This window comes from Klebsiella variicola (assembly GCF_000828055.2).
GTDB lineage: Bacteria > Pseudomonadota > Gammaproteobacteria > Enterobacterales > Enterobacteriaceae > Klebsiella > Klebsiella variicola.
This window is the reverse complement of sequence record NZ_CP010523.2, coordinates 3912105-3936654: the sequence shown is the minus strand read 5'-3', so window position 1 is coordinate 3936654 and position 24550 is coordinate 3912105. Positions and strand designations below refer to the sequence as shown.

Genomic DNA, 24550 nt, shown 5'->3' with positions numbered 1-24550 from the left:
AACGTAGCTGAAAGGGTCAATAATGATTGAATTAATACCTCCACTGTAATGAAAAGCCCATATTCAGGGCGTCGCTATGAAACGTATCCGGTTTACTGAGCGGGGTGCTAATAAACAGATCGTATTGCGTTGACCATAGCTCGCCGCGCAGGCCGCTGACGGCGCCGGAAAGGACTTTGCCTTTTTGATACAGATCGGCACCAATAAGGCGACCCACATCCGCGCCCAGATAGAATTGCCGCTCAGAGGTAGGGAGATCCCAGATAAAATCGTTGCGCCAGTACCATCCCTGATTGCCGGACAGGCTGTTTTCACCGTCAAAACCGCGCACGCTCCAGCGACTGCCAATATTGAATTTATTATCGGAAGCGAGTTTGTCCGGGCTGAACTGGGCGCTCAAGCGGGGAGCCCAGGTAAATTTGTCGCCGGTGGCGTCAAATTTCATTAGCGCCTGCAGATTACCATGCACGATCCGCGACAGCGGGCTGTATAACCCGGCCTTTTCCTCCGGAGTTGGCGTTGAGCTGAGCCACGGCAGGCTGCGCTGGATGCCGATGCTGGCATCAACAATCTTTTTGTTAAAGTAGTGCTGGTGGTTGAGGGTGAACTCCCAGGCGGGTGTCTGCTTGCGCATCACCTGTAGCTCACTGCCGCCAAAGTAATAATGCGAGGTACTCTTGGCGATCCGCAGGTCGGCGGTGGTTTTTTGCTGCCGGGTGTGGGAGAGCAGACGACTCAGCGTGGCGCTGTAGTAGCGATTTTTACTCTTATAATCCATCGTCGACCAGTTGCCGTTAAACTGCTGGCGATACTGGCTGTATGCCCCGTAGGCGCTGAGTGTCCAGTAGCCGAAGGGGATGGAGTAATACAGGCTGCCGTTGTGGTTGCCGTCGTTATGCTGATTGAATTCAATATCGCCCCCGCCGGAAAGGTACAGGATATCGTTGAGGGTGGTCAGGTCATAGAGATAGAGGGCGCCGCCGGCCTGGTAGCGGCCGCTGGCTTTGCTGCCGGCGTCGTCAAGCCAGGCGCCAAGCTGCCATTTTTTCGCCAGGCTGCGGGCAATCTGGATATCGCTTTCTCCCTCGTGCTGGCCTGGCAGCAGTTTCATGTGCGCCGTAGCGCCGGGCAGACGCTGCATATTGACCATCCCCTGCTCGAGGTCGCTTAAGCGCAGGATCGTGCCGGAAGAGGTTGGCAGTGAATTCCACAGGCGGGCGGTGTCTGAGCCGTCGGCATAGTCGATAGCGCCCACTTTGCCATAGTGCAGCGTCAGCCTGAGCATGCCCTGCTCCAGCGACTGGGAGGGCACATCAATCAGGGAGGTGATGTAGCCTTGCGCAATCAGCTCGTTTTGCAAGGTATAGGCCAGCAGGCGAATACCTTCGCTGCCGAGGCAGCGGCCCTGCGCCTGCTGCGCGGTTTTCGCCAGTAATTTCCGGGTGAGCGCCTGGTTATCGGAGTCGATATCGACCCGGTTGATCAATTTACAATGCGTTTCCTCAGGGAAAGGGATACCCTGCGGCGCCACGCGCTGTTGTGAAGACTGAAAGTCCTGTTGCTGCGGCGCCAGCGCCTCCTGGCGGGCTTTATCCTGCTCCGTCTGGTGAGCTGAGGTGGTCAACTGCGCGGCTCCGGCGGCTGAGGTGCCCGCCAGCGTGATAAACAGTAGCCCGGTGAGCGTGCGAGATCGAATTAACATGAAGCAATATCCATTTGTTTCATTGGTTCGGTGGCGCATCCGTTATTCTGCGTGCGGCAGAGAATATTGATGGCCTTTATTTCGCGCAGGCGAGGTCAGGCAAGAATATTATATTCAATTAATAAAATAATCGTGCGACGAACCTGTTACGAGGCGTTATATGCTAGCGGCGGTAGTGAAGCAGATCCACGAATTCATTAGTGAATTCTTTATGAATTGATCAATTTAATAAATAAGTTCAGCTTTTATCACTGAGGTTTATTTGGTACGTAAATGATAGTAGCGATAACCGGCCGCATAAATAATATAGAAGAATAATATGGCGGGAAAGATAAGCTGCGCATACCGGGCGGTATGCGCAGCGAATAACGATTAATGCAGAATTTTGGCGAGGAAATCTTTGGCGCGATCGGATTGCGGATTGGCAAAGAAGGCTTCTTTATCGGCATCTTCGACAATCTTCCCTTCATCCATAAAGATCACCCGGTTCGCCACCTTGCGGGCAAAACCCATTTCATGGGTCACGACCATCATGGTCATCCCCTCGTTGGCCAGTTCGACCATGACGTCCAGCACCTCGTTAATCATCTCCGGGTCAAGCGCTGAGGTGGGCTCATCAAACAGCATAGCGATCGGGTCCATACACAGGGCACGGGCAATGGCCACGCGCTGCTGCTGACCACCGGAGAGCTGCGCCGGATATTTTTCCGCATGCGCCGCCAGGCCAACGCGCTCCAGCAATTTGAGGCCTTTCTTGCGCGCTGATGCTTTATCGCGGTTAAGCACTTTGACCTGCGCCAGCGTCAGGTTGTCGATAATCGACAGGTGCGGAAACAGTTCAAAATGCTGAAAGACCATTCCGACGTGCGAGCGCAGTTTAGCCAGGTTGGTCTTTTTATCGTTAACCACGGTGCCGTCGACGATAATCTGCCCCTGTTGCACGGGCTCAAGGCCGTTTACGGTTTTAATCAGCGTGGATTTACCGGAGCCTGATGGCCCGCAGACCACCACGACTTCGCCTTTTTTCACTTCCGTGGAGCAATCGGTCAGCACCTGAAAGTGACCATACCATTTTGAAACGTTTTTCAGGGTAATCATTACACAGTCCTTTTCTTCAACCAGCTGACCAACAGCGAGGCGCTGAGGCTAATCACAAAATAGACGCCGCCCGCGAACAGGATCATTTCGACCTGGGTTCCGTCACGCTCGCCAATGGTGGAGGCGGTACGGAAGAAGTCGGCGAGGCTCAATACATACACCAGCGAGGTATCCTGGAACAGAACGATCCCCTGGGTAAGCAGCAGCGGTACCATGGCGCGGAAGGCCTGCGGCAGGATCACCAGCCGCATTGACTGCCAGTGGGTCATCCCCAGCGCCAACGCGGCGCCGGACTGGCCGCGGGAGATGCTCTGAATGCCGGCGCGGATAATCTCTGAGTAGTAGGCGGCTTCGAACATCGAAAAGGCCACCATCGCCGAGATCAGGCGAATATCCGTTTTCGGCGACAGCCCCAGCACGTTCTGCAGGAAGCCCGGGACAATCAGGTAGAACCACAGCAGGACCATCACCAGCGGAATAGAACGGAATACGTTAACGTAGGTTTTAGCAAACCAGGCCAGCGGCAGAAAGCTGGACAGGCGCATCACCGCCAGCAGGGTGCCCCAGACGATACCGACCACGATGGCGATCACCGTAATCTTCAGGGTGATCACCAGCCCTGCCAGCAGATAGGGCATAGACGGAACGATCGAACTCCAGTCAAAATCGTACATTATTTGCCTCCCATATTGCCAGGCAGGCGAACCTTACGCTCGACCACATACATAATCAGCATAATCACCGCGTTGATGAAGACGTAGGCCAGGGTGATGGCCGTAAAAGACTCCCAGGCATGAGCGGAGTAGTCCAGCAGTTTGCCCGCCTGCGCGGCCATATCGGCAAGACCGATGGTGGAGGCGATGGCCGAGTTTTTCACCAGGTTCATCATTTCCGAGGTCATCGGCGGCACGATAACGCGGTAGGCGTTCGGCAGCAGCACGTAGCGGTAGGTTTGCGGCAGGGTCAGGCCCATCGCCAGACCGGCGTTCTTCTGCCCGCGCGGCAGCGACTGAATGGCGGCGCGTACCTGCTCGCAGACGCGGGCGGCGGTAAACAGCCCCAGGCACAGCATGGAGGAGACAAAGAACTGAATGTTTGGGTCCAGCTCCGATTTAAACCACATGCCGATATTTTCCGGCAGGAATTCCGGCACCACCAGGTACCAGGTAAAGAACTGCACGATCAGCGGCACGTTGCGAAACAGTTCGACATAGCAGGTGCCAATGCCCGAGAGGAAGCGATTGGGGACCGTGCGTAAAATGCCGAACAGTGAGCCGACGAGAAAAGCGATGATCCAGGCCGAGATGGAGAGGGCGACGGTTATCTGAAAACCGCTCCACAGCCAGCCCAGGTAGGTAGTGTTGCCGAAGGGGGCCTGTTGCAGGAATATCCCCCAGTTCCAGTCTATTGACATACATGACTCCTGGAAAAAAAAGGGTAGCCATTGCTACCCTCGAAGACGGTTGTCCAGCTTGTTTCGGTATTCGCGGCGGCTGGGGAACGACCAGCCACCGTATAGTCTGTCCGTGCTGTGACAATCATCGGGAGGGCAGGATATCCCGCCCCTGGTTGTTATAATTAGTTCAGTGCTTTGTCATTAGGTGATTTGAACAGCGCTTTCATGTCGTCAGACAGTTCGAAGTTCAGGTTAAGGTTTTTCGGCGGAATTGGATTTTTGAACCATTTATCAAACCATTTCGCCGCTTCGCCAGAGGTCTGGGCCTGAGCAACGGTTTCATCGACCAGCGCTTTGAACGACGGATCGTCTTTACGCAGCATGCAGCCATAGGCTTCTTTCGACTGTGCGGTGCCGACGATTTCCCAGTTATCCGGTTTCTTCGCCTTGGCGCGTTCGCCGGCCAGCAGAGCGTCATCCATCATAAAGGCCACGGCGCGTCCGCTTTCCAGGGTGCGGAAAGAGTCGCCATGATCTTTGGCGCTGATAATGCGCATATTCATTTTTTTCTCATCGTTCAGCTTATGCAGCAGGATCTCTGAGGTGGTTCCGGAGGTGACAACGACCGCTTTATCCTTCAGGTCCGGGAAATCTTTGATCGGACCGCCTTTCTTCACCAGCAGACGGGTGCCGACCACGAAGATGGTATCGGAGAAGGCCGCCTGTTTCTGGCGCTCAAGGTTGTTGGTGGTTGAGCCGCACTCGAAATCAAAGGTGCCATTCTGCAGCAGCGGGATACGGTTCTGCGAGGTGACAGGGATCAGTTTGACCTGCAGGTCCGGCTTGTTCAGCTTTTTCTTGATGGCATCAACGATGGCGTTGGAGTAGTCCTGAGAGTAGCCCACAACCTTCTGCTGGTTATCGTAGTAAGAGAACGGGACTGAAGATTCACGATGGCCGACAACGATAACCCCATTTTTGGCGATCTTATCCAGGGTGCTCTGGCCTGCCGCCGGGGCGGCATCTTCTGCGTGTGCCAGACCGGCGGTCACACCCATGACCAGCATTGCGGCGGCCAGTTTACGTAATTGCATATCCAACTCCTTATCCGTAGCGTCAGCGGCGCTATTGATACCCATTGTGATTGTGTGTGTTGTTATTCGAGGCACGCGTCCACGTGCCGCATTTGTATGTGTTTGTTAGCATTTAGTTTGGCTTAATGTAAAGATTTTGCTGTTTTATTGTTTATTTTTGCGAAGTGCACCGCACCAATGGGAGGCAAAGATCTTCCATTGCACCAAAATAGCGCGACCGCCGAACGTTTATGGTGCAACCCGGTTGCACTGGGTCGGACGATGGCGCTACCAGGGAGAATAAAGCAATGACTGTGCCAGGATGGCTGGCGCGGGGAGAAAAAATGCCGGCGACGGGCGTCGCCGGCGGAGAAACTTATCGGCGACGCTGACGCAGGCTCATCAGTAGCGCAGCGAAGCCTAACAGCGCCGTCAGCGCCCATAGCGGCCAGTTGCCGGTGCGGGCGTAAGGGGTTAAGCCGCTGGTGGGCGTCACGGTGGTGGTCAACACCTCGCGGGTAAACTGCGGGATCATCTTCTGGATCTCGCCGCGCGGGCCGATCACCGCAGTAATGCCGTTGTTGGTGCTGCGCAGGAGTGGGCGGGCTAGCTCCAGGGCGCGCATCCGCGCCATCTGGAAGTGTTGCCACGGACCGATGGACTTACCGAACCAGGCGTCATTGGAGATGGTCAGCAGGAAGTCGGTATCCGGCCGGAAGTTATCGCGTACCTGTTCCCCGAGGATGATCTCGTAGCAGATGGCGGCGGTCAGCTTCAGGTTATGCGCCATCAGCTGCGGCTGCACGTAGGGGCCGCGGCTGAAGGAGGACATCGGCAGGTCAAAGAACGGCGCCAGCGGACGCAGAATCGATTCCAGCGGCACAAACTCACCGAACGGCACCAGATGGTTCTTGTTGTAACGGTTGGTCGAGTCGTAGCGGTACGGGTTATCTTTACCGAGGGTAATGATGGTGTTGTAGGTATCGTAGCGGTTCTGCTTATTGAGACGCGCATCGACAATGCCGGTGATCAGCGAACTGTCTTTTGCGCGCAGCAGATCGTCCATCATGCTGAGGAACTGCTGCTGGTTGATCTCCAGATCCGGGATCGCCGACTCGGGCCAGATAATCAGCTGCGAGTGGCCGATATGCGGCTGGGTCAGCGCCAGGTAGGTTTTCAGGGTGTTGACCAGCTGCTTCTCGTCCCACTTCATGGCCTGTGGGATATCGCCTTGCACCAGCGAGACCTGGGTCGCGCGCTCCGGCAGCAGCTGATACCACTGGATATAGCGCAGCGGGAACGGCAGGGCGAACAGCAGCGCGGCAATAGCCAGCGGCTTCCAGTTACGCTGGACGAGGGCCAGGGCCAGCAGGCCGCTAACCATCATCAGCAGGAAGTTGATCGCCTCGACGCCCATCACCGGCGCGAGACCTTTCAGCGGGCCGTCAATCTGGCTGTAGCCGAACTGCAGCCATGGGAAGCCGGTCAGCACCCAGCCGCGCAGGAACTCGGTGATTTGCCAGACGACGGGAGCGGCGATAGCCACCCGCAGCCAGCTGGTTTTGGGCCACAGCCGGGCGAGCAGGCCGGCAAACAGGCCGGTATAGAGCGAGAGATAGGCCGCCAGCAGAACGACGAGGAAGACGTTAACCGGGCCAGGCATGCCGCCGAACTGCGCGATGCTGACATAGACCCAGTTGATACCCGTGCCAAAGAGCCCGAGCCCCCAGAAATAGCCGATCCCGGCGCTTTGCAGCGGGCGTCGGTTGAGGGTCAATGCCTGCAGACCGGCCAGCGAAACGATAGCCGCCGGCCAGAAGTCATAAGGTGAAAAAGCCAGCGTTCCGCTGGCTCCAAACAATAGCGCCAGCAACAGACGTACGCGCTGGCGTTCAAGAAGAGAGGCAAATACCATTTAGGCTAATCGTCCCGTAAATTAACGCCTGTTGCCACAGGCTATGCTGTTTGCCAGCAGGGGGAGGGGACAGCCGGGGATCGCCCACGGTCTGTCTCCCGGCTGGCCGTGACCTTCAGCGCCGCGGATTACTCTTCCAGCTTCGGCTGGGGAGCGTCATCGGGCAGCTTTACATGCACCTGAATGATACGACGGCTATCTGCCATTGCCACCTTGAATTGGTAACCATCAATGTCGATAGATTCGCCGCGGGCCGGCAGATGGCCGAAGGCCTGCATCACCAGCCCACCAATGGTATCCACTTCTTCATCGCTGAAGTGCGTGTCGAAGGCGTCGTTGAAGTCTTCGATGGAGGCCAGAGCGCGCACCGTCCAGGTGTGGCGGCTCAGCTGGCGGAAATCGATATCTTCTTCTTCGTCGTATTCGTCTTCAATTTCCCCGACGATGAGCTCAAGGATATCCTCGATGGTCACCAGGCCGGAGACGCCGCCGAATTCGTCAATAACGATCGCCATATGGTAGCGCTGTGAGCGAAACTCTTTCAGCATGCGGTCGACCCGCTTGCTTTCCGGGACGACAACCGCCGGCCGTAACACTTTTTCCATGCTGAAGGCTTCGGCGTCGCTGCGCATAAACGGCAGCAGATCCTTGGCCATCAGAATCCCTTCGATGTGATCTTTATCTTCACTGATGACCGGGAAGCGCGAGTGAGCGGATTCGATAATGACATCCAGGCACTCGTCCAGCGTCTGGTTGCGTTTCAGGGTTATCATTTGTGAACGGGGGATCATAATGTCGCGGACCCGCTGGTCGGCGATATCCATTACCCCTTCGAGCATGTCACGCGTATCTTCATCGATAAGATCGTTCTGCCCGGAATCACGGATCAGCGCCAGCAGTTCATCACGGTTTTTCGGTTCCCCGTGAAAAAGCTGGCTGAGTAACAGGGAGAAAAATCCCTTTTTGCTGTTTACTGTGTCACTACTGTGTGAATTGTCGTCGCTCATGGCGTCGTTTGGGTTCTCATGTTGATTTAACTGTCGCTCGTCGCGCGTAAACTCAGCGCCGGACGGCATGGGGTGCCTGACGTTCAGGCTGGCAAAATGCAGGAACAGCGGCCGGATGCGGCGCAAGCGCCGCCATCCGGCAGGGGGCTATTCAGCAATCTTCTCGGAAATGTACGGGTCCTCATAGCCCAGAGCAAGCATTATCTCTGTTTCAAGGCCTTCCATCTCTTCCGCTTCGTCGTCTTCGATATGATCGTAGCCCAGCAGATGCAGGCTGCCGTGCACCACCATATGCGCCCAGTGCGCCTCCAGGGGCTTACCTTGCTCGCTGGCTTCCTGCTCCACCACCTGACGGCAGATGATCAGATCGCCGAGCAGCGGCATTTCAATCCCCGGCGGCGCTTCAAACGGGAAGGAGAGGACGTTGGTCGGCTTATCCTTGCCGCGGTAGGTCAGGTTCAGCTCGTGGCTTTCTGCAACATCGACCAGACGAATCGTTAACTCTGACTCCTCCTGAAATGGCGGAATGACGGCATCGACCCAGCGCTGAAAAAGGGCTTCGTCCGGCAGGCCGCTGGTCTCTTCGCAGGCCAGCTGTAAATCGAGGATCACCTGACTCATTTTTGCTCCTGTTCCTGGGCTTCGCGTTTGCGCTCGGCGGCCAGTTCTGCTTTACGTTTCTGGTCTGCGGCTTCCCACGCCTCATAGGCGTTAACGATACGGGCAACCACCGGATGGCGCACCACGTCTTCGCTATGGAAGAAGTTAAAGCTGATCTCATCGACTTCGGCCAGCACTTCGATGGCGTGGCGCAGACCGGATTTGGTGCTGCGCGGCAGGTCAATCTGCGTGATGTCGCCGGTGATCACCGCCTTGGAGTTAAAGCCGATGCGGGTCAGGAACATCTTCATCTGTTCGATGGTGGTGTTCTGGCTTTCATCAAGAATGATAAAGGCGTCATTCAGCGTTCGTCCGCGCATATAGGCCAGCGGGGCCACTTCGATGACGTTACGCTCAATCAGCTTCTCCACTTTCTCAAAGCCGAGCATCTCAAACAGCGCGTCATACAGTGGGCGCAGATATGGGTCGACTTTCTGGCTCAGATCGCCGGGCAGGAAGCCGAGCTTTTCGCCAGCCTCGACGGCCGGACGGGTCAGCAGAATACGGCGGATCTCCTGACGCTCCAGCGCATCGACCGCCGCCGCCACCGCCAGATAGGTTTTACCCGTCCCCGCCGGACCCACGCCGAAAGTGATGTCATGATCGAGGATATTGGCGATGTACTGCGCCTGGTTCGGCGTACGCGGTTTGATCACCCCGCGCTTGGTCTTGATATTGACGGCTTTCCCGTACTCCGGCACGCTCTCGGCGCTCTGCTCCAGCACGCGCGCCTCTTTGATCGCCAGATGGATCTGCTCCGGCTCAATATCCTGAATCTGACCGCGCATCGGCGCCGTATCGACATACAGGCTGCGCAGAATATCGGCGGCGGCGTGTACGCAAATAGCGCGTCCGGTCAGTTTAAAGTGATTGTCACGGCGGTTGATCTCAATGCCTAACCGACGCTCCAGCTGTTTGATGTTGTCGTCAAACGGGCCGCACAAGGCTAACAGGCGTGCGTTATCCGCTGGCTCCAGGGTAATTTCACGAGTGTCTATGTTCAAACTGTTCCTCTTTACGCAGGTGGCCGGACGCGGCGCGTGGCCGGCTAATCAGGAAATTATTTACGTCACAGGAAAATGGCGCAAGCATTGCTGTAGATATAGGGACGGAGAGAGGAATTACAAGGCCTGCCGGAACCGACAGGCCTGAAGGGATCACGGCTGATAGATACCCACGCCAAGATCGTTCTCTTTACGGGTGCGGGCAATCACTGATTCAGGTGATTCAGCGATACGCAGACCCATCTCCGCTTCGGTACGCACGATTTTGCCGCGCAGCGAGTTGGTGTAAACATCGACGATTTCAACATCGACGAATTTACCGACCATATCCGGCGTACCTTCGAAGTTGACCACGCGGTTGTTCTCGGTGCGCCCGGAAAGCTCCATCAGGTTCTTACGCGACGTGCCTTCCACCAGAATGCGCTGTACCGTGCCGAGCATGCGACGGCTCCAGGCCATCGCCTGCTGGTTGATTCGCTCCTGCAGAATATACAGACGTTGCTTTTTATCCTCCTCCGGCACGTCATCGACCATATCGGCCGCTGGAGTGCCCGGGCGAGCGGAGAAGATAAAGCTGTAGCTCATATCGAAATTGACGTCGGCGATTAGCTTCATCGTCTTTTCGAAATCGTCTGTAGTTTCGCCGGGGAAGCCGACAATAAAGTCGGAGCTTATCTGAATATCCGGGCGCGCCTCACGCAGCTTGCGAATAATCGCTTTGTACTCCAGTGCGGTATGGGTGCGTCCCATCAGATTCAGAACCCGGTCAGAACCACTCTGCACCGGCAGGTGCAGGAAGCTCACCAGTTCCGGCGTATCGCGATAGACCTCGATGATATCGTCGGTAAATTCGATCGGGTGGCTGGTGGTGAAGCGAATACGGTCGATGCCGTCGATGGCGGCGACCAGACGCAGCAGATCGGCAAAGCTGCCGGTGGTGCCGTCGTAATTCTCACCGCGCCAGGCGTTAACGTTCTGGCCCAGCAGATTAACCTCACGCACGCCCTGCGCCGCCAGCTGGGCGATTTCAAACAGGATATCGTCGCACGGACGGCTGACCTCTTCTCCGCGGGTGTACGGCACCACGCAGTAGGTACAGTATTTGTTGCAGCCTTCCATAATCGAAACAAAGGCGGTCGGGCCGTCGGCGCGCGGCTCTGGCAGGCGATCGAATTTTTCAATTTCCGGGAAGCTGATATCCACCACCGGGCTGCGGTTGCCGCGCACGGCGTTAATCATCTCCGGCAGGCGGTGCAGGGTTTGCGGCCCGAAAATAATATCGACATAGTGTGCGCGCTGACGAATATGGTCGCCTTCCTGGGAGGCCACGCAGCCGCCAACGCCAATAATCAGGTCCGGGTTTTTCTCTTTCAGCAGCTTCCAGCGTCCGAGCTGATGGAAAACTTTTTCCTGGGCCTTCTCACGAATTGAGCAGGTATTGAGCAACAGCACATCTGCTTCTTCCGCCACTTCGGTCAGTTGATACCCATGTGTCGCATCCAGCAGATCGGCCATCTTTGATGAATCATACTCGTTCATCTGACAGCCCCAGGTTTTAATATGGAGTTTTTTTGTCATTGACTTGCTCATGCTCAGTAATAGATATCCAAAACGCGGGGATATATACAGGGTGAATTTCGCTTTCCAGGGCGCGTATTGTAATGCTTTGGTCGCCCCCTGACCAGTGCGAGCGTTATCACCGCAAGGGAACAAAAAATCCGGTAAACTTAACGGATTCTGCTTTAAGGATAATAGCCATGACAATTCACGCAACAGATGTCGCCATCGTGGGCGGCGGCATGGTCGGCGGCGCCCTGGCGTTGGGGCTGGCGCAACAGGGATTTACCGTGACGGTGCTTGAGAAAACGGCGCCTCCGGCTTTCGATCCGGCATCCGCCCCGGATGTGCGGATCTCGGCTATCAGCGCAGCTTCGGTCGGCCTGCTGAAGAGCCTCGGCGTCTGGGATGCCGTACGGGCGATGCGCGTCCACGCTTATCGTCGTCTGGAGACCTGGGAGTGGGAGAGCGCGCACGTCGCCTTTGACGCCGCTGAGCTCAAACTGCCGGAGCTGGGCTACATGGTCGAGAACAAGGTCCTGCAATGGGGCCTCTGGCAAGCGCTGGCGGCGCATGAAGGGGTCACCCTGCGCGTTGGTAGCGAACTGGAGGCGATGCAGCGCGGCGAGGCGCATACCGTGCTGCATTTACGCGAGGGAGAGGCGATCCACGCCCGGCTGGTGATCGGCGCCGACGGCGCCAATTCTCAGGTGCGGGAGATGGCCGGCATCGGCGTACACGCCTGGCAGTATCAGCAGTCTTGTATGCTGATCAGCGTCGAATGCGCCGACGATCCCGGCGACAGCACCTGGCAGCAGTTTACCCCCAGCGGGCCGCGCGCCTTCCTGCCGCTGTTCGACCACTGGGCCTCGCTGGTCTGGTACGACACGCCTGCGCGGATCCGTCAGCTGCAGGGCATGACCATGGCGCAACTCCAGCAGGAGATCGCCAGTCACTTTCCGGCGCGGCTGGGTCGTGTGACGCCGCAGGCGGCCGGCGCTTTTCCGCTCACCCGGCGTCATGCGCTGCAGTATGTCCAGCCCGGCCTGGCGCTGGTGGGCGATGCGGCGCATACCATTCATCCGCTGGCGGGGCAGGGGGTTAACCTTGGCTACCGCGATGTGGATGCCCTGCTGGAGATCCTGGCGGAAGCGCGCGGTCGAGGCGAAGACTGGGCCAGCCTGCTGGTGCTGAAGCGCTACCAGGCGCGGCGGCGAGCGGATAATTTTATCATGCAGTCGGGGATGGATTTGTTTTATGCCGGTTTCAGCAATGACCTGGCGCCGGTGCGGATGCTGCGTAATATTGGCCTGATGGCGGCTGAACGCGCCGGGGTGTTGAAGCGTCAGGCGCTGAAGTATGCCTTAGGCTTGTAAAACCGGCTTCCCGGGCAGGGGCGTAGTGGAGAGCGCCTGCCCGGCAGTCAGTACTGCGTAAGCGTGTCAGGACGCCAATAGCAAAAAAGCTCACCGAAGTGAGCTTTTTTGCATTTAAGTGGCTGGGGTACGAGGATTCGAACCTCGGAATGCCGGAATCAGAATCCGGTGCCTTACCGCTTGGCGATACCCCAATTGTCTGTTGCGCTTTACCGTAACTACCCCGGTTGAGGGCAACAGTGCGTTCACTGCTGAACGACTTTTTAATTTGGCTGGGGTACGAGGATTCGAACCTCGGAATGCCGGAATCAGAATCCGGTGCCTTACCGCTTGGCGATACCCCAACAAATTGTTTCGGAATTATCGATGCGTATCGATACGTCCTGAATATGGTGGCTACGACGGGATTCGAACCTGTGACCCCATCATTATGAGTGATGTGCTCTAACCAGCTGAGCTACGTAGCCAAATTGTCTTACTGTTTCTTCGATGGCTGGGGTACCTGGATTCGAACCAGGGAATGCCGGTATCAAAAACCGGTGCCTTACCGCTTGGCGATACCCCAATACCGTCGCGGTGAACCGCAAATATCGAAGAAATATGGCTGGGGTACCTGGATTCGAACCAGGGAATGCCGGTATCAAAAACCGGTGCCTTACCGCTTGGCGATACCCCATCCGTACAACGCTAACTGGTGAATGGTGCGGGAGGCGAGACTTGAACTCGCACACCTTGCGGCGCCAGAACCTAAATCTGGTGCGTCTACCAATTTCGCCACTCCCGCAAAAAAGATGGTGGCTACGACGGGATTCGAACCTGTGACCCCATCATTATGAGTGATGTGCTCTAACCAGCTGAGCTACGTAGCCATCTTTTTTTCGCGTAACCTTATCGGCGTTGCGGGGCGCATTATGCGTATTGGGCCTGCGAGCGTCAACCTCTTTTTCAAGGAAAATCGTTGTAATGTGACTGTTTGGTTAGGTTGCGAACAGCTCGCTGCAATATTCGGCAATTATTGGTTATTTATCGTTTTTCAGCGGCATAAATCCTGCAAAAAGAAAACGGACCCCGGAGGGTCCGTTTCGCGTTTCACCGCCCGTCAGGGCTTATTTGTAGGCAGACTGGTGGACGCCCACCGCACGGCCTGATGGATCGTTCATGGTCTTGAACGCTTCATCCCACTCAATGGCTTTCGCTGAAGAGCAGGCCACCGACGGACCGCCAGGGACACACTCCGCCGCGCTCGGCAGCGGGAACAGCTCTTCGAAGATCTCGCGGTACAGATAGCCTTCTTTGGAGGTCGGCGTGTTGTACGGGAAACGGAAGCTCGCCGTTTCCAGCTGCTGATCGCTGATCTGCTTCGCGGCCACTTCTTTCAGCGTATCGATCCAGCTGTAGCCGACGCCGTCAGAGAACTGCTCTTTCTGCCGCCAGGCAACGCTGGCCGGCAGGTAGGATTCAAAGCATTCACGCAGCACGTGTTTTTCCATTTTGCCGTTGCCGCACATCTTATCCTGCGGGTTGATGCGCATCGCCACGTCGAGGAACTTCTTGTCGAGGAACGGCACGCGGGCTTCCACGCCCCAGGCGGACATCGCTTTGTTGGCGCGGGCGCAGTCAAACATATGCAGCGCCTGCAGCTTGCGCACCGTCTCTTCGTGCAGTTCTTTGGCGTTCGGCGCCTTATGGAAATAGAGGTAGCCGCCGAACACTTCGTCCGAACCTTCGCCGGAAAGCACCATTTTGATGCCCATGGCTTTAATTTTACGCGACATCAGGTACATCGGCGTCGAGGCGCGAATGGTGGTCACGTCATACGTTTCGATGTGATAGATAACGTCGCGGATCGCATCCAGTCCTTCCTGGACCGTAAAGTGAATTTCGTGGTGTACGGTGCCGAGGTGGTTGGCCACTTCCTGCGCCGCTTTCAGGTCAGGAGAGCCTTCCAGACCGACCGCGAAAGAGTGCAACTGCGGCCACCAGGCTTCGCTACGCTCCTGATCTTCGACGCGACGGGCGGCGAATTTCTTGGTGATAGCCGAGATGACCGATGAATCAAGACCGCCGGAGAGCAGCACGCCGTAAGGCACGTCGGACATCAGGTGGCTTTTCACCGACTCTTCCAGCGCCTGGCGCAGCTCGTTCTTATCGGTAACGTTGTCTTTCACCGCGTCGTAATCGAACCAGTCACGCTGATAGTACTGGCGAATTTCGCCGTCTTTGCTCCACAGGTAGCTGCCCGCCGGGAACTCTTTAATGGTGCGGCATACCGGCACCAGCGCTTTCATTTCGGAGGCGACATAGAAGTTGCCGTGTTCGTCATGGCCCATATACAGCGGAATAATACCGATATGGTCGCGACCAATTAAGTACGCGTCTTTCTCGCTGTCGTACAGGGCGAAGGCGAACATCCCCTGCAGGTCGTCGAGGAACTCAGGGCCTTTTTCCTGATACAGCGCGAGGATCACTTCGCAGTCAGAGCCGGTCTGGAACTGATAGCGATCGCCATACTCCGCGCGCAGCGCCTGATGGTTGTAGATCTCGCCGTTAACGGCCAGCGCATGGGTTTTTTCGGCGTTGTACAGCGGCTGGGCACCGGCGTTGACGTCGACAATAGACAGGCGCTCGTGCGCCAGAATCGCTTTGTCGCTGGCATACACGCCAGACCAGTCCGGACCGCGATGGCGCATCAGGCGGGAAAGCTCCAGCGCCTTTTTACGCAGCTCGCCTGCGTCAGTTTTAATATCCAGTACGCCAAAAATAGAACACATAGCCTTCTCCATTACCCTGTCGTGTTTGATGTTGTGCTGGCTTCGTCTCGTGGCGAAGCCTGAGTGCGTGCTTAAGAAAATGCCGTAAAGGGGGCGCTGGCGCAAGGGTTTTGCGGCCTGAAAAAGAAAAAACGCAACTGTGATTATTGAACAGTAAAAAAAGAGTATCTTTTGAGCGACTTTATTGAGGAATACGCATTTATAGGCCGTTTTTATTAGATGGATGACTTTTGGCAGGCGCTATAAATGAAAAACCACGTCCTGCGACGTGGTTGGCATCAGAAAATATCGATTTCCGCGACGGAAGGGTAAATCCATGACGGGCGAAACGGCATGCTGTCGATGTCATCGAGGGTGGAGACGCCGGAGAGCACCAGAATAGTCTCCAGCCCCGCCTGGAAGCCGGCCAGAATGTCAGTGCGCAGGTTATCGCCGACGATCACTGTCTGCTCGGAGTGAGCCTGCATTTTGTTCAGCGCTGAACGGATGATCCACGGGCTGGGTTTACCGACGTAAAACGGCTTACGGCCGGAGATCTTCTCGATCCCGGCGCACAGCGCGCCACAGGCCGGGTAGAAGCCGCGACCGTGCGTATCCGGGTTGGTAGCAATGAAGCGGGCGCCGTTGGCAATGAAGAAGGCGGCCTTATGCATCATCTCCCAGTTGAATGAACGGGTTTCCCCGACGATGACAAAATCCGGGTTCACATCGGTGATGGTAAAGCCGGCTTTGTACAGTTCGTGGATCAGCGCCCCTTCACCCACCACATAGGCTTTCTTGCCTTCCTGGCGGCGCAGGAAATCGGCGGTGGCCATCGCCGAGGTGTAAAACGCGGTATCCGGCACGTCGATGCCGGCGGTGGCGAAACGGTTGGCCAAATCCTGGCCGGTTTGCGACGGGTAGTTGGTCAGCATTACCAGCGGCATGCCTTTATCGAGGATGCGTTTGATAAACTCGGCAGCGCCGGGAACGGCGACGTTATCGTGCATCAGCACGCCGTCAATATCACAAATTATGTTTTGAATGGTCATGGTGGGTCCAGAATCATTAACAAAGACGAAACTATACTCGTCATCGATGAGGTTTCACATCGCTGGTGGACCATATCCACCAGCGACAGGGTGATGCGGATCGTTTCGCGCTATCAATAAAGAGGCGATTAGCTCTCAAGCAAGCGCTGCAGCAGCGTGCCATTGAGCATAGCGCGTTTGACCAGCGCGAAGGCGCCAATCGCTGAGCGATGGTCGAGGGTAGAACGCACCACCGGCAGGTTCTTGCGAAACGCTTTCAGCGCCTGGGCGTTAATGCAGCCTTCGATGGCCGGAAGAAGGACCTTTTCAGCTTCCACAATTTCGCCGGCGACAACGATTTTTTGTGGGTTGAACAGGTTAATCGCGATGGCGATCGTTTTTCCGAGGTGACGCCCCACGTACTCAATCACCTCGCAGGCCAGGGCATCGCCCTTGTTGGCCGCTTTGCAGATAGTTTTGATCGTGCAGTCATCCGGCGTCAGACGGCTCTGGTAGCCCTGCTCAAGCAGGTGGCGAACCCGCTGTTCGATGGCGGCATTGGCCGCGACGGTCTCCAGACAGCCGAAGTTGCCGCAGTGGCAGCGCTCGCCCAGCGGATCGACCTGAATGTGGCCAATTTCGCCGACGTTGCCGTTCCGGCCAATAAAAATGCGCCCGTTAGAGATGATGCCCGCGCCGGTACCCCGGTGCACGCGCACCAGGATGGAGTCTTCGCAGTCCTGACTTGCACCGAAATAGTGCTCGGCCAGCGCCAGGCTGCGGATGTCGTGCCCGACATAGCAGGTGACGTTGAAGCGTTTTTCCAGCGCCCCGACCAGGCCCCAGTTTTCCACCGCAATATGCGGCATATAGCGGATCACGCCGCTTTCCGGGTCGACGAGGCCTGGCAGGATCACCGAGATGGCGATCAGCTCGCGAATTTTGCGCTGACAGTTTTCGATAAAGGTGGCGATGATATTCAGCAGGGCGTGTTCCAGCGTTTCCTGGGTGCGCTCGGGCAGGGGAAAATGTTCCTCTTCCATGGTCTTGCTGCTTAAATCATACAGGGTCAGAGTGGCGTCATAGCGGCCAAGCCGCACGCCGATGGCGTTGAAGTTGCGGGTTTCAGCGATGATAGAGATAGCGCGGCGGCCTCCGGTGGAGGCCTGCTGATCGACTTCTTTGATCAGGCCGCGCTCAATAAGCTGACGCGTGATTTTGGTCACGCTGGCAGGGGCAAGCTGGCTTTGTTCGGCTATCTGAATGCGCGAGATAGGCCCATGCAGGTCAATCAGGCGGTACACGGCCGCGCTGTTCAGTTGTTTTACGAGGTCAACGTTACCAATTTGAGCTTGTCCGCCTGCTGTCATACTTTTACTTACTCAGTGACGACCTCGTTACCATTAACGATGGTCTTGGTGATTTTATAATCGCGTGTAAAGGCGGTCAGGTTAGCGACCATGCCCGGCGCAATGCTGCCGAGCTGCTTGTCCACACCGATAGCGCGCGCGGGATAGAGCGTCGCCATCCGCAATACTTCGTCCAGTGCCACGCCGCAATGCTCCACCAGATTACGCACCCCTTCAATCATGGTCAGGGAGGAGCCGCTGAGCGTGCCGTTTTCATCTACGCACAGTCCATTGCGGTAGTATATTGTTTTCCCGGCAAAAATGAACTGGTCAATATTCGCCCCCGCCGGCGCGGTGGCGTCGGTGACCAGGCACAGTTTGTCGCCTTTCAGGCGCTTGGCGTTACGTACGTTGGCATAATCGACATGCATCCCGTCGACAATAATACCGCAGTAGACATCCGGCTCGTCAAAAATCGCCCCGGCCAGACCCGGTTCGCGTCCGGTAATATACGGCATCGCGTTATACAGGTGAGTGGCGAAGGTAATGCCGGCGCGGAAGCCGACTTTCGCCTCTTTCAGCGTGGCGTTGGAGTGGCCGGCGGAGACGACGATCCCGGCGGCAACCAGCTTGCGGATCACTTCCGGCTCAACGCGCTCAGGGGCGAGGGTCACCTTGGTGATCACATCGGCGTTATCGCAGAGGAAATCGACCAGCGCGGCGTCCGGTTTACGCACGTAGTCCGGGTTGTGGGTGCCTTTCTTGACGATATTCAGCCACGGTCCTTCAAGATGCAGACCCAGCGCCTGATTCGGGTGTTTTTGCAGGTATTCGCGCATGACGCGGATACCTTGCTTCATCAGATCGTCACTGGAGGTAATCAGCGTCGGCAGGAAGCTGGTGCAGCCTGAACGTTCGTTCGCCTTCTGCATGATCTCCAGCGTTTCAACGGTGACCGCTTCTGGGCTGTCGTTAAACTGCACGCCGCCGCAGCCATTGAGCTGAACGTCGATAAAACCGGGGGCAATTATTGCGCCGTTGACCGAGCGCTGCTCCATGTCAGACGGCAAATCCGCCAGCGGACAGAGACGTTCGATTAGGCCATCGGCGATAACAACCGCATGGTCATCGAGAATTTCATGACCGGTATAAACCCGGCCCTGGGTTAATGCATACATTACGACCCCCGGTATATACGCCCCATCAGGTCAGCGATCGTTCATTTGCCGCCGGCATGATGATGCATACAAAGAAAAAGAGGGTCCCGCGCAAGTGGCGGGACACGACTACATTACAGACCTTTAATATTTTCAGCTTCTAATTCGTTGAAATATTTCAGGGTTTTCACTTTCAGCTCCATGGTGGACGGCTCGTCGCAGACAATCACCGCCTTCGGATGCAGCTGCAGGCAGGTAATGGTCCACATATGGTTGACGTTACCTTCTACCGCCGCCTGCAGCGCCAGCGCTTTCTGATGACCCAGCACCAGAATCATCACTTCTTCTGCATCCAGCAGGGTGCCTACGCCCACGGTCAACGCGTATTTCGGCACCAGATCCACATCACCATCGAAGAAGCGGGAGTTCGCCACACGGGTGTCATGGGTCAGGGTCTTAATACGGGTACGGGACGCCAGAGAAGAGGCCGGTTCGTTGAACGCGATGTGACCATCGTTGCCTACGCCGCCCATGAACAGGTGGATTTTACCGTAGGAACGAATTTTTCCTTCATAGCGACGGCATTCCGCATCGATGTCCGGCGCGTTACCATTCAGCAGGTTGATATTTTCTGCCGGAATATCAACGTGGTCAAAGAAATTACGGTGCATGAAGCTATGATAGCTTTCCGGATGCTCTTTTGGCAGGCCGACATATTCATCCATATTAAAGGTGACGACGTGTTTGAAGCTAACCTGGCCTGCTTTATGCATTTCAACCAGCGCTTTGTAGGCGGTCAGCGGAGTGCCACCGGTAGGCAGACCCAGCACGAACGGGCGGTCCGCGGTCGGTTTGAATGCATTAATACGGTTAACGATGTGGCGGGCAGCCCATTTACCGACCTGCTCAGCGGTTACCAGGGGGATCAGTCTCATTCTTCACCTCTATAGTTAAAGTAGATTCTGGCGGATTGGCGCCAGCACTCTGAGGAGAGTATTGCAGCAACTGCGCCGACCGGGGTCAATCCGTGTTGATTTTTTGAATGATAAAATAAGTTTTCGATGTTAGCCAGTGAAAGGGAGGGGGGAATACGATATTTGGTGATAATTATCACAAAAAATACCCGTTTAATTTGCGATACGAATTAATTTTTCACACACTTTGCCGGTAAGTGATAAAACCGACCTTGTTACACAATAAAAAAGTGGCTTTGAAAATGAGCCTCATCGGGGTCTCATAGGGGGAATAAGATGAATATTTTAGGTTTCTTTCAGCGACTGGGTAGGGCGTTGCAGCTCCCTATCGCAGTGCTGCCGGTCGCGGCATTGCTGCTGCGTTTCGGGCAACCAGACCTGTTGAATGTACCCTTCATCGCGCAAGCGGGTGGGGCGATCTTCGATAATCTGGCGCTGATCTTCGCAATTGGTGTGGCATCAAGCTGGTCCAAGGATAACGCGGGTTCTGCGGCGCTGGCCGGCGCAGTAGGGTATTTCGTGATGACCAAAGCGATGGTCACCATCAACCCGGAAATTAACATGGGCGTGCTGGCCGGTATCATTACCGGTCTGGTGGCAGGGGCGGTGTACAACCGCTGGGCCGGCATCAAGCTGCCGGACTTCCTGAGTTTCTTCGGCGGCAAACGCTTCGTGCCGATCGCCACCGGCTTCTTCTGTCTGATCCTCGCCGCGATCTTCGGCTACGTCTGGCCGCCGGTGCAACACGCTATCCACTCTGGTGGCGAATGGATCGTCTCCGCAGGGGCGCTCGGTTCCGGTATCTTTGGTTTCATCAACCGTCTGCTGATCCCAACCGGTCTGCATCAGGTGCTGAACACCATCGCCTGGTTCCAGATTGGTGAGTTCACTAACGCCGCTGGCGCTGTGTTCCACGGCGACATCAACCGCTTCTACGCCGGCGACGGCACCGCGGGGATGTTCATGTCCGGCTTCTTCCCGATCATGATGTTTGGTCTGCCGGGTGCGGCGCTGGCGATGTATCTGGCGGCGCCGAAAGCGCGTCGTCCGATGGTCGGCGGTATGCTGCTGTCCGTAGCCATCACCGCGTTCCTGACCGGGGTAACCGAGCCGCTGGAATTCCTGTTCATGTTCCTGGCTCCGCTGCTGTACCTCCTGCACGCGGTGCTGACCGGTATCAGCCTGTTCATCGCAACAGCGCTGGGGATCCACGCGGGCTTCTCCTTCTCCGCAGGTGCAATTGACTATGTGCTGATGTACAGCCTGCCTGCGGCCAGCAAAAACGTCTGGATGCTGCTGGTGATGGGCGTGGTGTTCTTCTTCGTCTACTTCCTGCTGTTCAGCGCGGTGATCCGCATGTTCAACCTGAAAACGCCGGGTCGTGAAGACAAAGCCGCTGACGTGGTAACGGAAGAAGCCAACAGCAACACTGAAGAGGGCCTGACCCAGCTGGCGACCAGCTATATCGCCGCGGTGGGCGGAACCGACAACCTGAAAGCCATTGACGCCTGTATCACCCGTCTGCGTCTGACCGTGGGCGATTCGGCGAAAGTGAACGACGCGGCCTGTAAACGTCTCGGCGCGTCCGGGGTGGTGAAACTGAATAAGCAAACCATCCAGGTTATCGTCGGTGCGAAAGCAGAATCTATCGGCGATGAGATGAAAAAAGTGGTTACCCGCGGCCCGGTAGCGGCAGCGGCAGCCGCACCGGCTGGCAATGTCGCCACCGCAGCGCCAGCGGCTAAACCGCAGGCGGTAGCGAATGCGAAGACCGTTGAGTCGCTGGTTTCGCCGATTACCGGTGACGTGGTGGCGCTCGAACAGGTGCCGGACGAAGCCTTCGCCAGCAAAGCCGTCGGCGACGGTATCGCGGTGAAACCGACCAGCAACATCGTTGTCGCGCCAGCGGCGGGTACTGTGGTGAAAATTTTCAACACTAACCACGCGTTCTGCCTCGAAACCAACAACGGCGCGGAAATCGTCGTCCACATGGGGATCGACACCGTGGCGCTGGAAGGCAAGGGCTTCAAACGTTTGGTTGAAGAGGGCACGGACGTGAAGGCCGGTGAGCCGATCCTGGAAATGGATCTGGACTTCCTCAACGCCAACGCGCGCTCAATGATTAGCCCGGTCGTCTGCAGCAATAGCGATGACTACAGCGCGCTGGTGATACTGGCGAGCGGTAAGGTCGTTGCCGGCCAGACGCCGCTGTATGAGATTAAAGGCAAGTAAGGCTCCTGAGTCGAGTTTATGCCTCAGCGGCGAAGGGAAACCTTCGCCGCTTTTTTTTCCAGCAATCGGCCCCATAATCCTCTTCTGATACCTATTTTACGTAACTAATAGTTGTCACTACGTCCTGCTTGTAAGATCATGTGCCGTTATACGTTGTTTACGCTTTGAGGAACCCGTGATGAGTGAGGCAGAAGCCCGCCCGACTAACTTTATCCGTCAGATCATTGATGAAGATCTGGCTACCGGTAAACATACCACCGTTCACACACGCTTCCCGCCGGAGCCGAACGGTTATCTGCACATTGGCCATGCGAAATCCATCTGCCTGAACTTCGGCATCGCGCAGGATTATCAGGGTCAATGCAACCTGCGTTTCGATGACACCAACCCGGTGAAAGAAGATATCGAATACGTGGAGTCGATTAAAAACGACGTGCAGTGGTTAGGTTTCCACTGGTCCGGGGACGTTTGCTACTCGTCTGATTACTTTGATCAGCTGCATCAGTATGCGGTTGAGCTGATCAACAAAGGTCTGGCCTATGTTGATGAACTCTCTCCAGATGAAATTCGCGAATACCGCGGCACCCTGAAAGCGCCGGGTAAAAACAGCCCGTATCGCGACCGCAGCGTGGAAGAAAACCTGGCGCTGTTTGAAAAAATGCGCAGCGGCGGCTTCGAAGAGGGTAAAGCCTGCCTGCGCGCGAAGATCGATATGGCATCGCCGTTCATCGTGATGCGCGATCCGGTGCTGTACCGCATTAAGTTCGCTGAGCATCATCAGACCGGCAACAAGTGGTGCATCTACCCGATGTATGACTTCACCCACTGCATCAGCGATGCGCTGGAAGGCATCACCCACTCGCTGTGTACCCTGGAGTTCCAGGACAACCGCCGCCTGTACGACTGGGTGCTCGACAACATCAGCATTCCGGTTCACCCGCGTCAGTATGAATTCTCGCGCCTGAATCTCGAATACACCGTGATGTCCAAGCGTAAGCTGAACCAGCTGGTGACCGAGAAGCACGTGGAAGGCTGGGATGACCCGCGTATGCCGACCATCTCTGGTCTGCGTCGCCGTGGCTACACCGCTGAATCCATCCGCGAGTTCTGCAAGCGCATCGGCGTGACCAAGCAGGACAACACCATCGAGATGGCATCGCTGGAGTCCTGCATTCGTGAAGATCTCAACGAAAACGCCCCGCGCGCGATGGCGGTGATCGATCCGGTGAAACTGGTTATCGAGAACTATCCGCAGGGCGAAAGCGAAATGGTGGCGATGCCGAACCATCCGAACAAGCCGGAAATGGGCAGTCGTGAAGTGCCGTTCAGCGCCGAAATCTGGATCGATCGCGCTGACTTCCGTGAAGAAGCCAACAAACAGTACAAGCGTCTGGTGCTGGGTAAAGAAGTGCGTCTGCGCAATGCCTACGTGATCAAAGCGGAACGCGTGGAGAAAGATGCCGAAGGCAATATCACCACTATTTTCTGCACCTACGATGCCGATACCCTGAGTAAAGATCCGGCCGACGGTCGCAAGGTCAAAGGCGTGATCCACTGGGTGAGTGCGGCGCATGCGCTGCCGGTGGAGATCCGTCTCTACGATCGCCTGTTCAGCGTACCAAACCCGGGGGCGGAGGAAGATTTCCTCGCGGTAATCAACCCGGATTCGCTGGTGATTAAGCAGGGATATGCGGAGCCGAGCCTGGCGCAGGCCGAAGCAGGCAAAGCTTACCAGTTTGAGCGTGAAGGTTACTTCTGCCTCGACAGTCGCTATGCAAACGCCTCCAGTCTGGTGTTCAACCGCACTGTCGGGCTGCGTGATACCTGGGCGAAAGTCGGCGAATAAATTTCCCTCTCGTAAAAGCGTCGCACCTTGCGGCGCTTTTTTTTGTTTCAGAATCAGCCAATTAAACTTTTCATTTTCGCGATGCGAATTAATCCTGTTACTGCGCGTTAATAAATAGCGCTTCTGATGTTTCCTGTCATATACAAAAAACCAATGTAATCGCTTTCAGTTCTTCTATTTTTCCCTGATTTTGCAATGACTTCCATGACAAAATTATCAGGGATAAGACTGTAACAAAAAGACATAAATTATGTGCGCTTTGTCATAATCTTAAGCTTTGCCTCACGAAAAACATTGATAATTCGCGTCACGAAAAATAGTCTATCTACAGTGGTTTCGCGGCCTTTTTCACCGCCCCACATTTTGCAGTTTTATTTATTTTTTTAGCGAATGACCGTTGGTCTTCGCCTTTTAAAACGTCAA

At 56.0% G+C, this 24550-nt stretch carries 18 protein-coding genes and 7 tRNA genes; 3 read left to right on the top strand and 22 right to left on the bottom strand.

Annotation, left to right across the window (positions count from 1 at the left end; genetic code table 11):
- Positions 1–31 precede the first annotated feature (31 nt).
- The 10 genes from SP68_RS18485 to miaB all read right to left on the bottom strand — a co-directional run bounded on the left by SP68_RS18485 (position 32) and on the right by miaB (position 11433).
- Entirely contained in the window at positions 32–1702 is a 1671-nt protein-coding gene (locus SP68_RS18485) for a ShlB/FhaC/HecB family hemolysin secretion/activation protein (RefSeq protein ID WP_040973904.1), read from the bottom strand.
- Positions 1703–2074: 372 nt separating this feature from the next.
- Positions 2075–2800, bottom strand: a complete 726-nt coding sequence (locus tag SP68_RS18480) for an amino acid ABC transporter ATP-binding protein (RefSeq protein WP_008805645.1) — start codon at positions 2798–2800, stop codon at positions 2075–2077.
- Positions 2800–3474, bottom strand: a complete 675-nt coding sequence (gene gltK / locus SP68_RS18475; protein ID WP_012542451.1) for a glutamate/aspartate ABC transporter permease GltK — start codon at positions 3472–3474, stop codon at positions 2800–2802. Before gltK ends, SP68_RS18480 begins: the two co-directional genes overlap by 1 nt.
- Positions 3474–4214, bottom strand: a complete 741-nt coding sequence (locus tag SP68_RS18470) for an amino acid ABC transporter permease (RefSeq protein ID WP_002894709.1) — start codon at positions 4212–4214, stop codon at positions 3474–3476. Before SP68_RS18470 ends, gltK begins: the two co-directional genes overlap by 1 nt.
- A gap of 164 nt (positions 4215–4378) precedes the next feature.
- Positions 4379–5290 carry an amino acid ABC transporter substrate-binding protein gene (locus SP68_RS18465; RefSeq protein ID WP_012542450.1) on the bottom strand — a complete coding sequence of 304 codons (912 nt, stop codon included), beginning with the start codon at positions 5288–5290 and terminating at the stop codon, positions 4379–4381.
- 355 nt (positions 5291–5645) lie between these two features.
- Positions 5646–7184, bottom strand: coding sequence for an apolipoprotein N-acyltransferase (gene lnt / locus SP68_RS18460; RefSeq protein WP_040973908.1), 1539 nt, complete (start codon positions 7182–7184; stop codon positions 5646–5648).
- A gap of 128 nt (positions 7185–7312) precedes the next feature.
- Entirely contained in the window at positions 7313–8191 is an 879-nt protein-coding gene (corC, locus tag SP68_RS18455) for a CNNM family magnesium/cobalt transport protein CorC (protein ID WP_004197606.1), read from the bottom strand.
- A 147-nt stretch (positions 8192–8338) separates the two neighbouring features.
- A complete protein-coding gene (gene ybeY / locus SP68_RS18450; RefSeq protein WP_002894722.1) occupies positions 8339–8812 on the bottom strand; it encodes an rRNA maturation RNase YbeY in 474 nt (157 codons plus the stop codon).
- A complete protein-coding gene (locus SP68_RS18445) occupies positions 8809–9855 on the bottom strand; it encodes a PhoH family protein (RefSeq protein WP_008805649.1) in 1047 nt (348 codons plus the stop codon). Before SP68_RS18445 ends, ybeY begins: the two co-directional genes overlap by 4 nt.
- A gap of 153 nt (positions 9856–10008) precedes the next feature.
- Entirely contained in the window at positions 10009–11433 is a 1425-nt protein-coding gene (gene miaB / locus SP68_RS18440; protein ID WP_016160495.1) for a tRNA (N6-isopentenyl adenosine(37)-C2)-methylthiotransferase MiaB, read from the bottom strand.
- Positions 11434–11612: 179 nt separating this feature from the next.
- On the opposite strand from miaB, the gene ubiF reads away from it, so the two are divergent.
- The gene (gene ubiF / locus SP68_RS18435) at positions 11613–12788 is read left to right on the top strand and encodes a 3-demethoxyubiquinol 3-hydroxylase (RefSeq protein ID WP_032739319.1); all 1176 of its coding nucleotides are present in this window, start codon (positions 11613–11615) and stop codon (positions 12786–12788) included.
- A gap of 119 nt (positions 12789–12907) precedes the next feature.
- Here ubiF and SP68_RS18430 read toward each other — a convergent pair.
- The 12 genes from SP68_RS18430 to nagB all read right to left on the bottom strand — a co-directional run bounded on the left by SP68_RS18430 (position 12908) and on the right by nagB (position 20010).
- Positions 12908–12982: transfer RNA gene (locus tag SP68_RS18430), tRNA-Gln, on the bottom strand.
- Positions 12983–13057: 75 nt separating this feature from the next.
- Positions 13058–13132, bottom strand: a tRNA-Gln gene (locus SP68_RS18425).
- A 46-nt stretch (positions 13133–13178) separates the two neighbouring features.
- A tRNA-Met gene (locus SP68_RS18420) sits at positions 13179–13255 on the bottom strand.
- A gap of 23 nt (positions 13256–13278) precedes the next feature.
- Positions 13279–13353 (bottom strand) — tRNA-Gln (locus SP68_RS18415).
- Between the two features lie 36 nt (positions 13354–13389).
- Positions 13390–13464, bottom strand: a tRNA-Gln gene (locus SP68_RS18410).
- 23 nt (positions 13465–13487) lie between these two features.
- A tRNA-Leu gene (locus SP68_RS18405) sits at positions 13488–13572 on the bottom strand.
- Between the two features lie 8 nt (positions 13573–13580).
- Positions 13581–13657: transfer RNA gene (locus SP68_RS18400), tRNA-Met, on the bottom strand.
- 237 nt (positions 13658–13894) lie between these two features.
- Positions 13895–15559, bottom strand: coding sequence for an asparagine synthase B (gene asnB, locus SP68_RS18395; protein ID WP_008805652.1), 1665 nt, complete (start codon positions 15557–15559; stop codon positions 13895–13897).
- Between the two features lie 278 nt (positions 15560–15837).
- On the bottom strand, positions 15838–16590 hold the full coding sequence (locus SP68_RS18390; RefSeq protein WP_040973918.1) for an HAD-IIA family hydrolase: 753 nt from the start codon (positions 16588–16590) through the stop codon (positions 15838–15840).
- 128 nt (positions 16591–16718) lie between these two features.
- On the bottom strand, positions 16719–17939 hold the full coding sequence (gene nagC, locus SP68_RS18385) for a DNA-binding transcriptional regulator NagC (RefSeq protein ID WP_040973920.1): 1221 nt from the start codon (positions 17937–17939) through the stop codon (positions 16719–16721).
- A gap of 8 nt (positions 17940–17947) precedes the next feature.
- On the bottom strand, positions 17948–19096 hold the full coding sequence (gene nagA / locus SP68_RS18380; protein WP_012542447.1) for an N-acetylglucosamine-6-phosphate deacetylase: 1149 nt from the start codon (positions 19094–19096) through the stop codon (positions 17948–17950).
- Positions 19097–19209: 113 nt separating this feature from the next.
- A complete protein-coding gene (nagB, locus tag SP68_RS18375; protein WP_040973922.1) occupies positions 19210–20010 on the bottom strand; it encodes a glucosamine-6-phosphate deaminase in 801 nt (266 codons plus the stop codon).
- Between the two features lie 315 nt (positions 20011–20325).
- On the opposite strand from nagB, the gene nagE reads away from it, so the two are divergent.
- Positions 20326–22281 (top strand): PTS N-acetyl glucosamine transporter subunit IIABC, encoded by a 1956-nt coding sequence (nagE, locus tag SP68_RS18370; protein WP_004147599.1) that lies wholly within the window; start codon positions 20326–20328, stop codon positions 22279–22281.
- A 178-nt stretch (positions 22282–22459) separates the two neighbouring features.
- Positions 22460–24127 (top strand): glutamine--tRNA ligase, encoded by a 1668-nt coding sequence (glnS, locus tag SP68_RS18365; protein WP_012542445.1) that lies wholly within the window; start codon positions 22460–22462, stop codon positions 24125–24127.
- Positions 24128–24550: the final 423 nt, after the last annotated feature.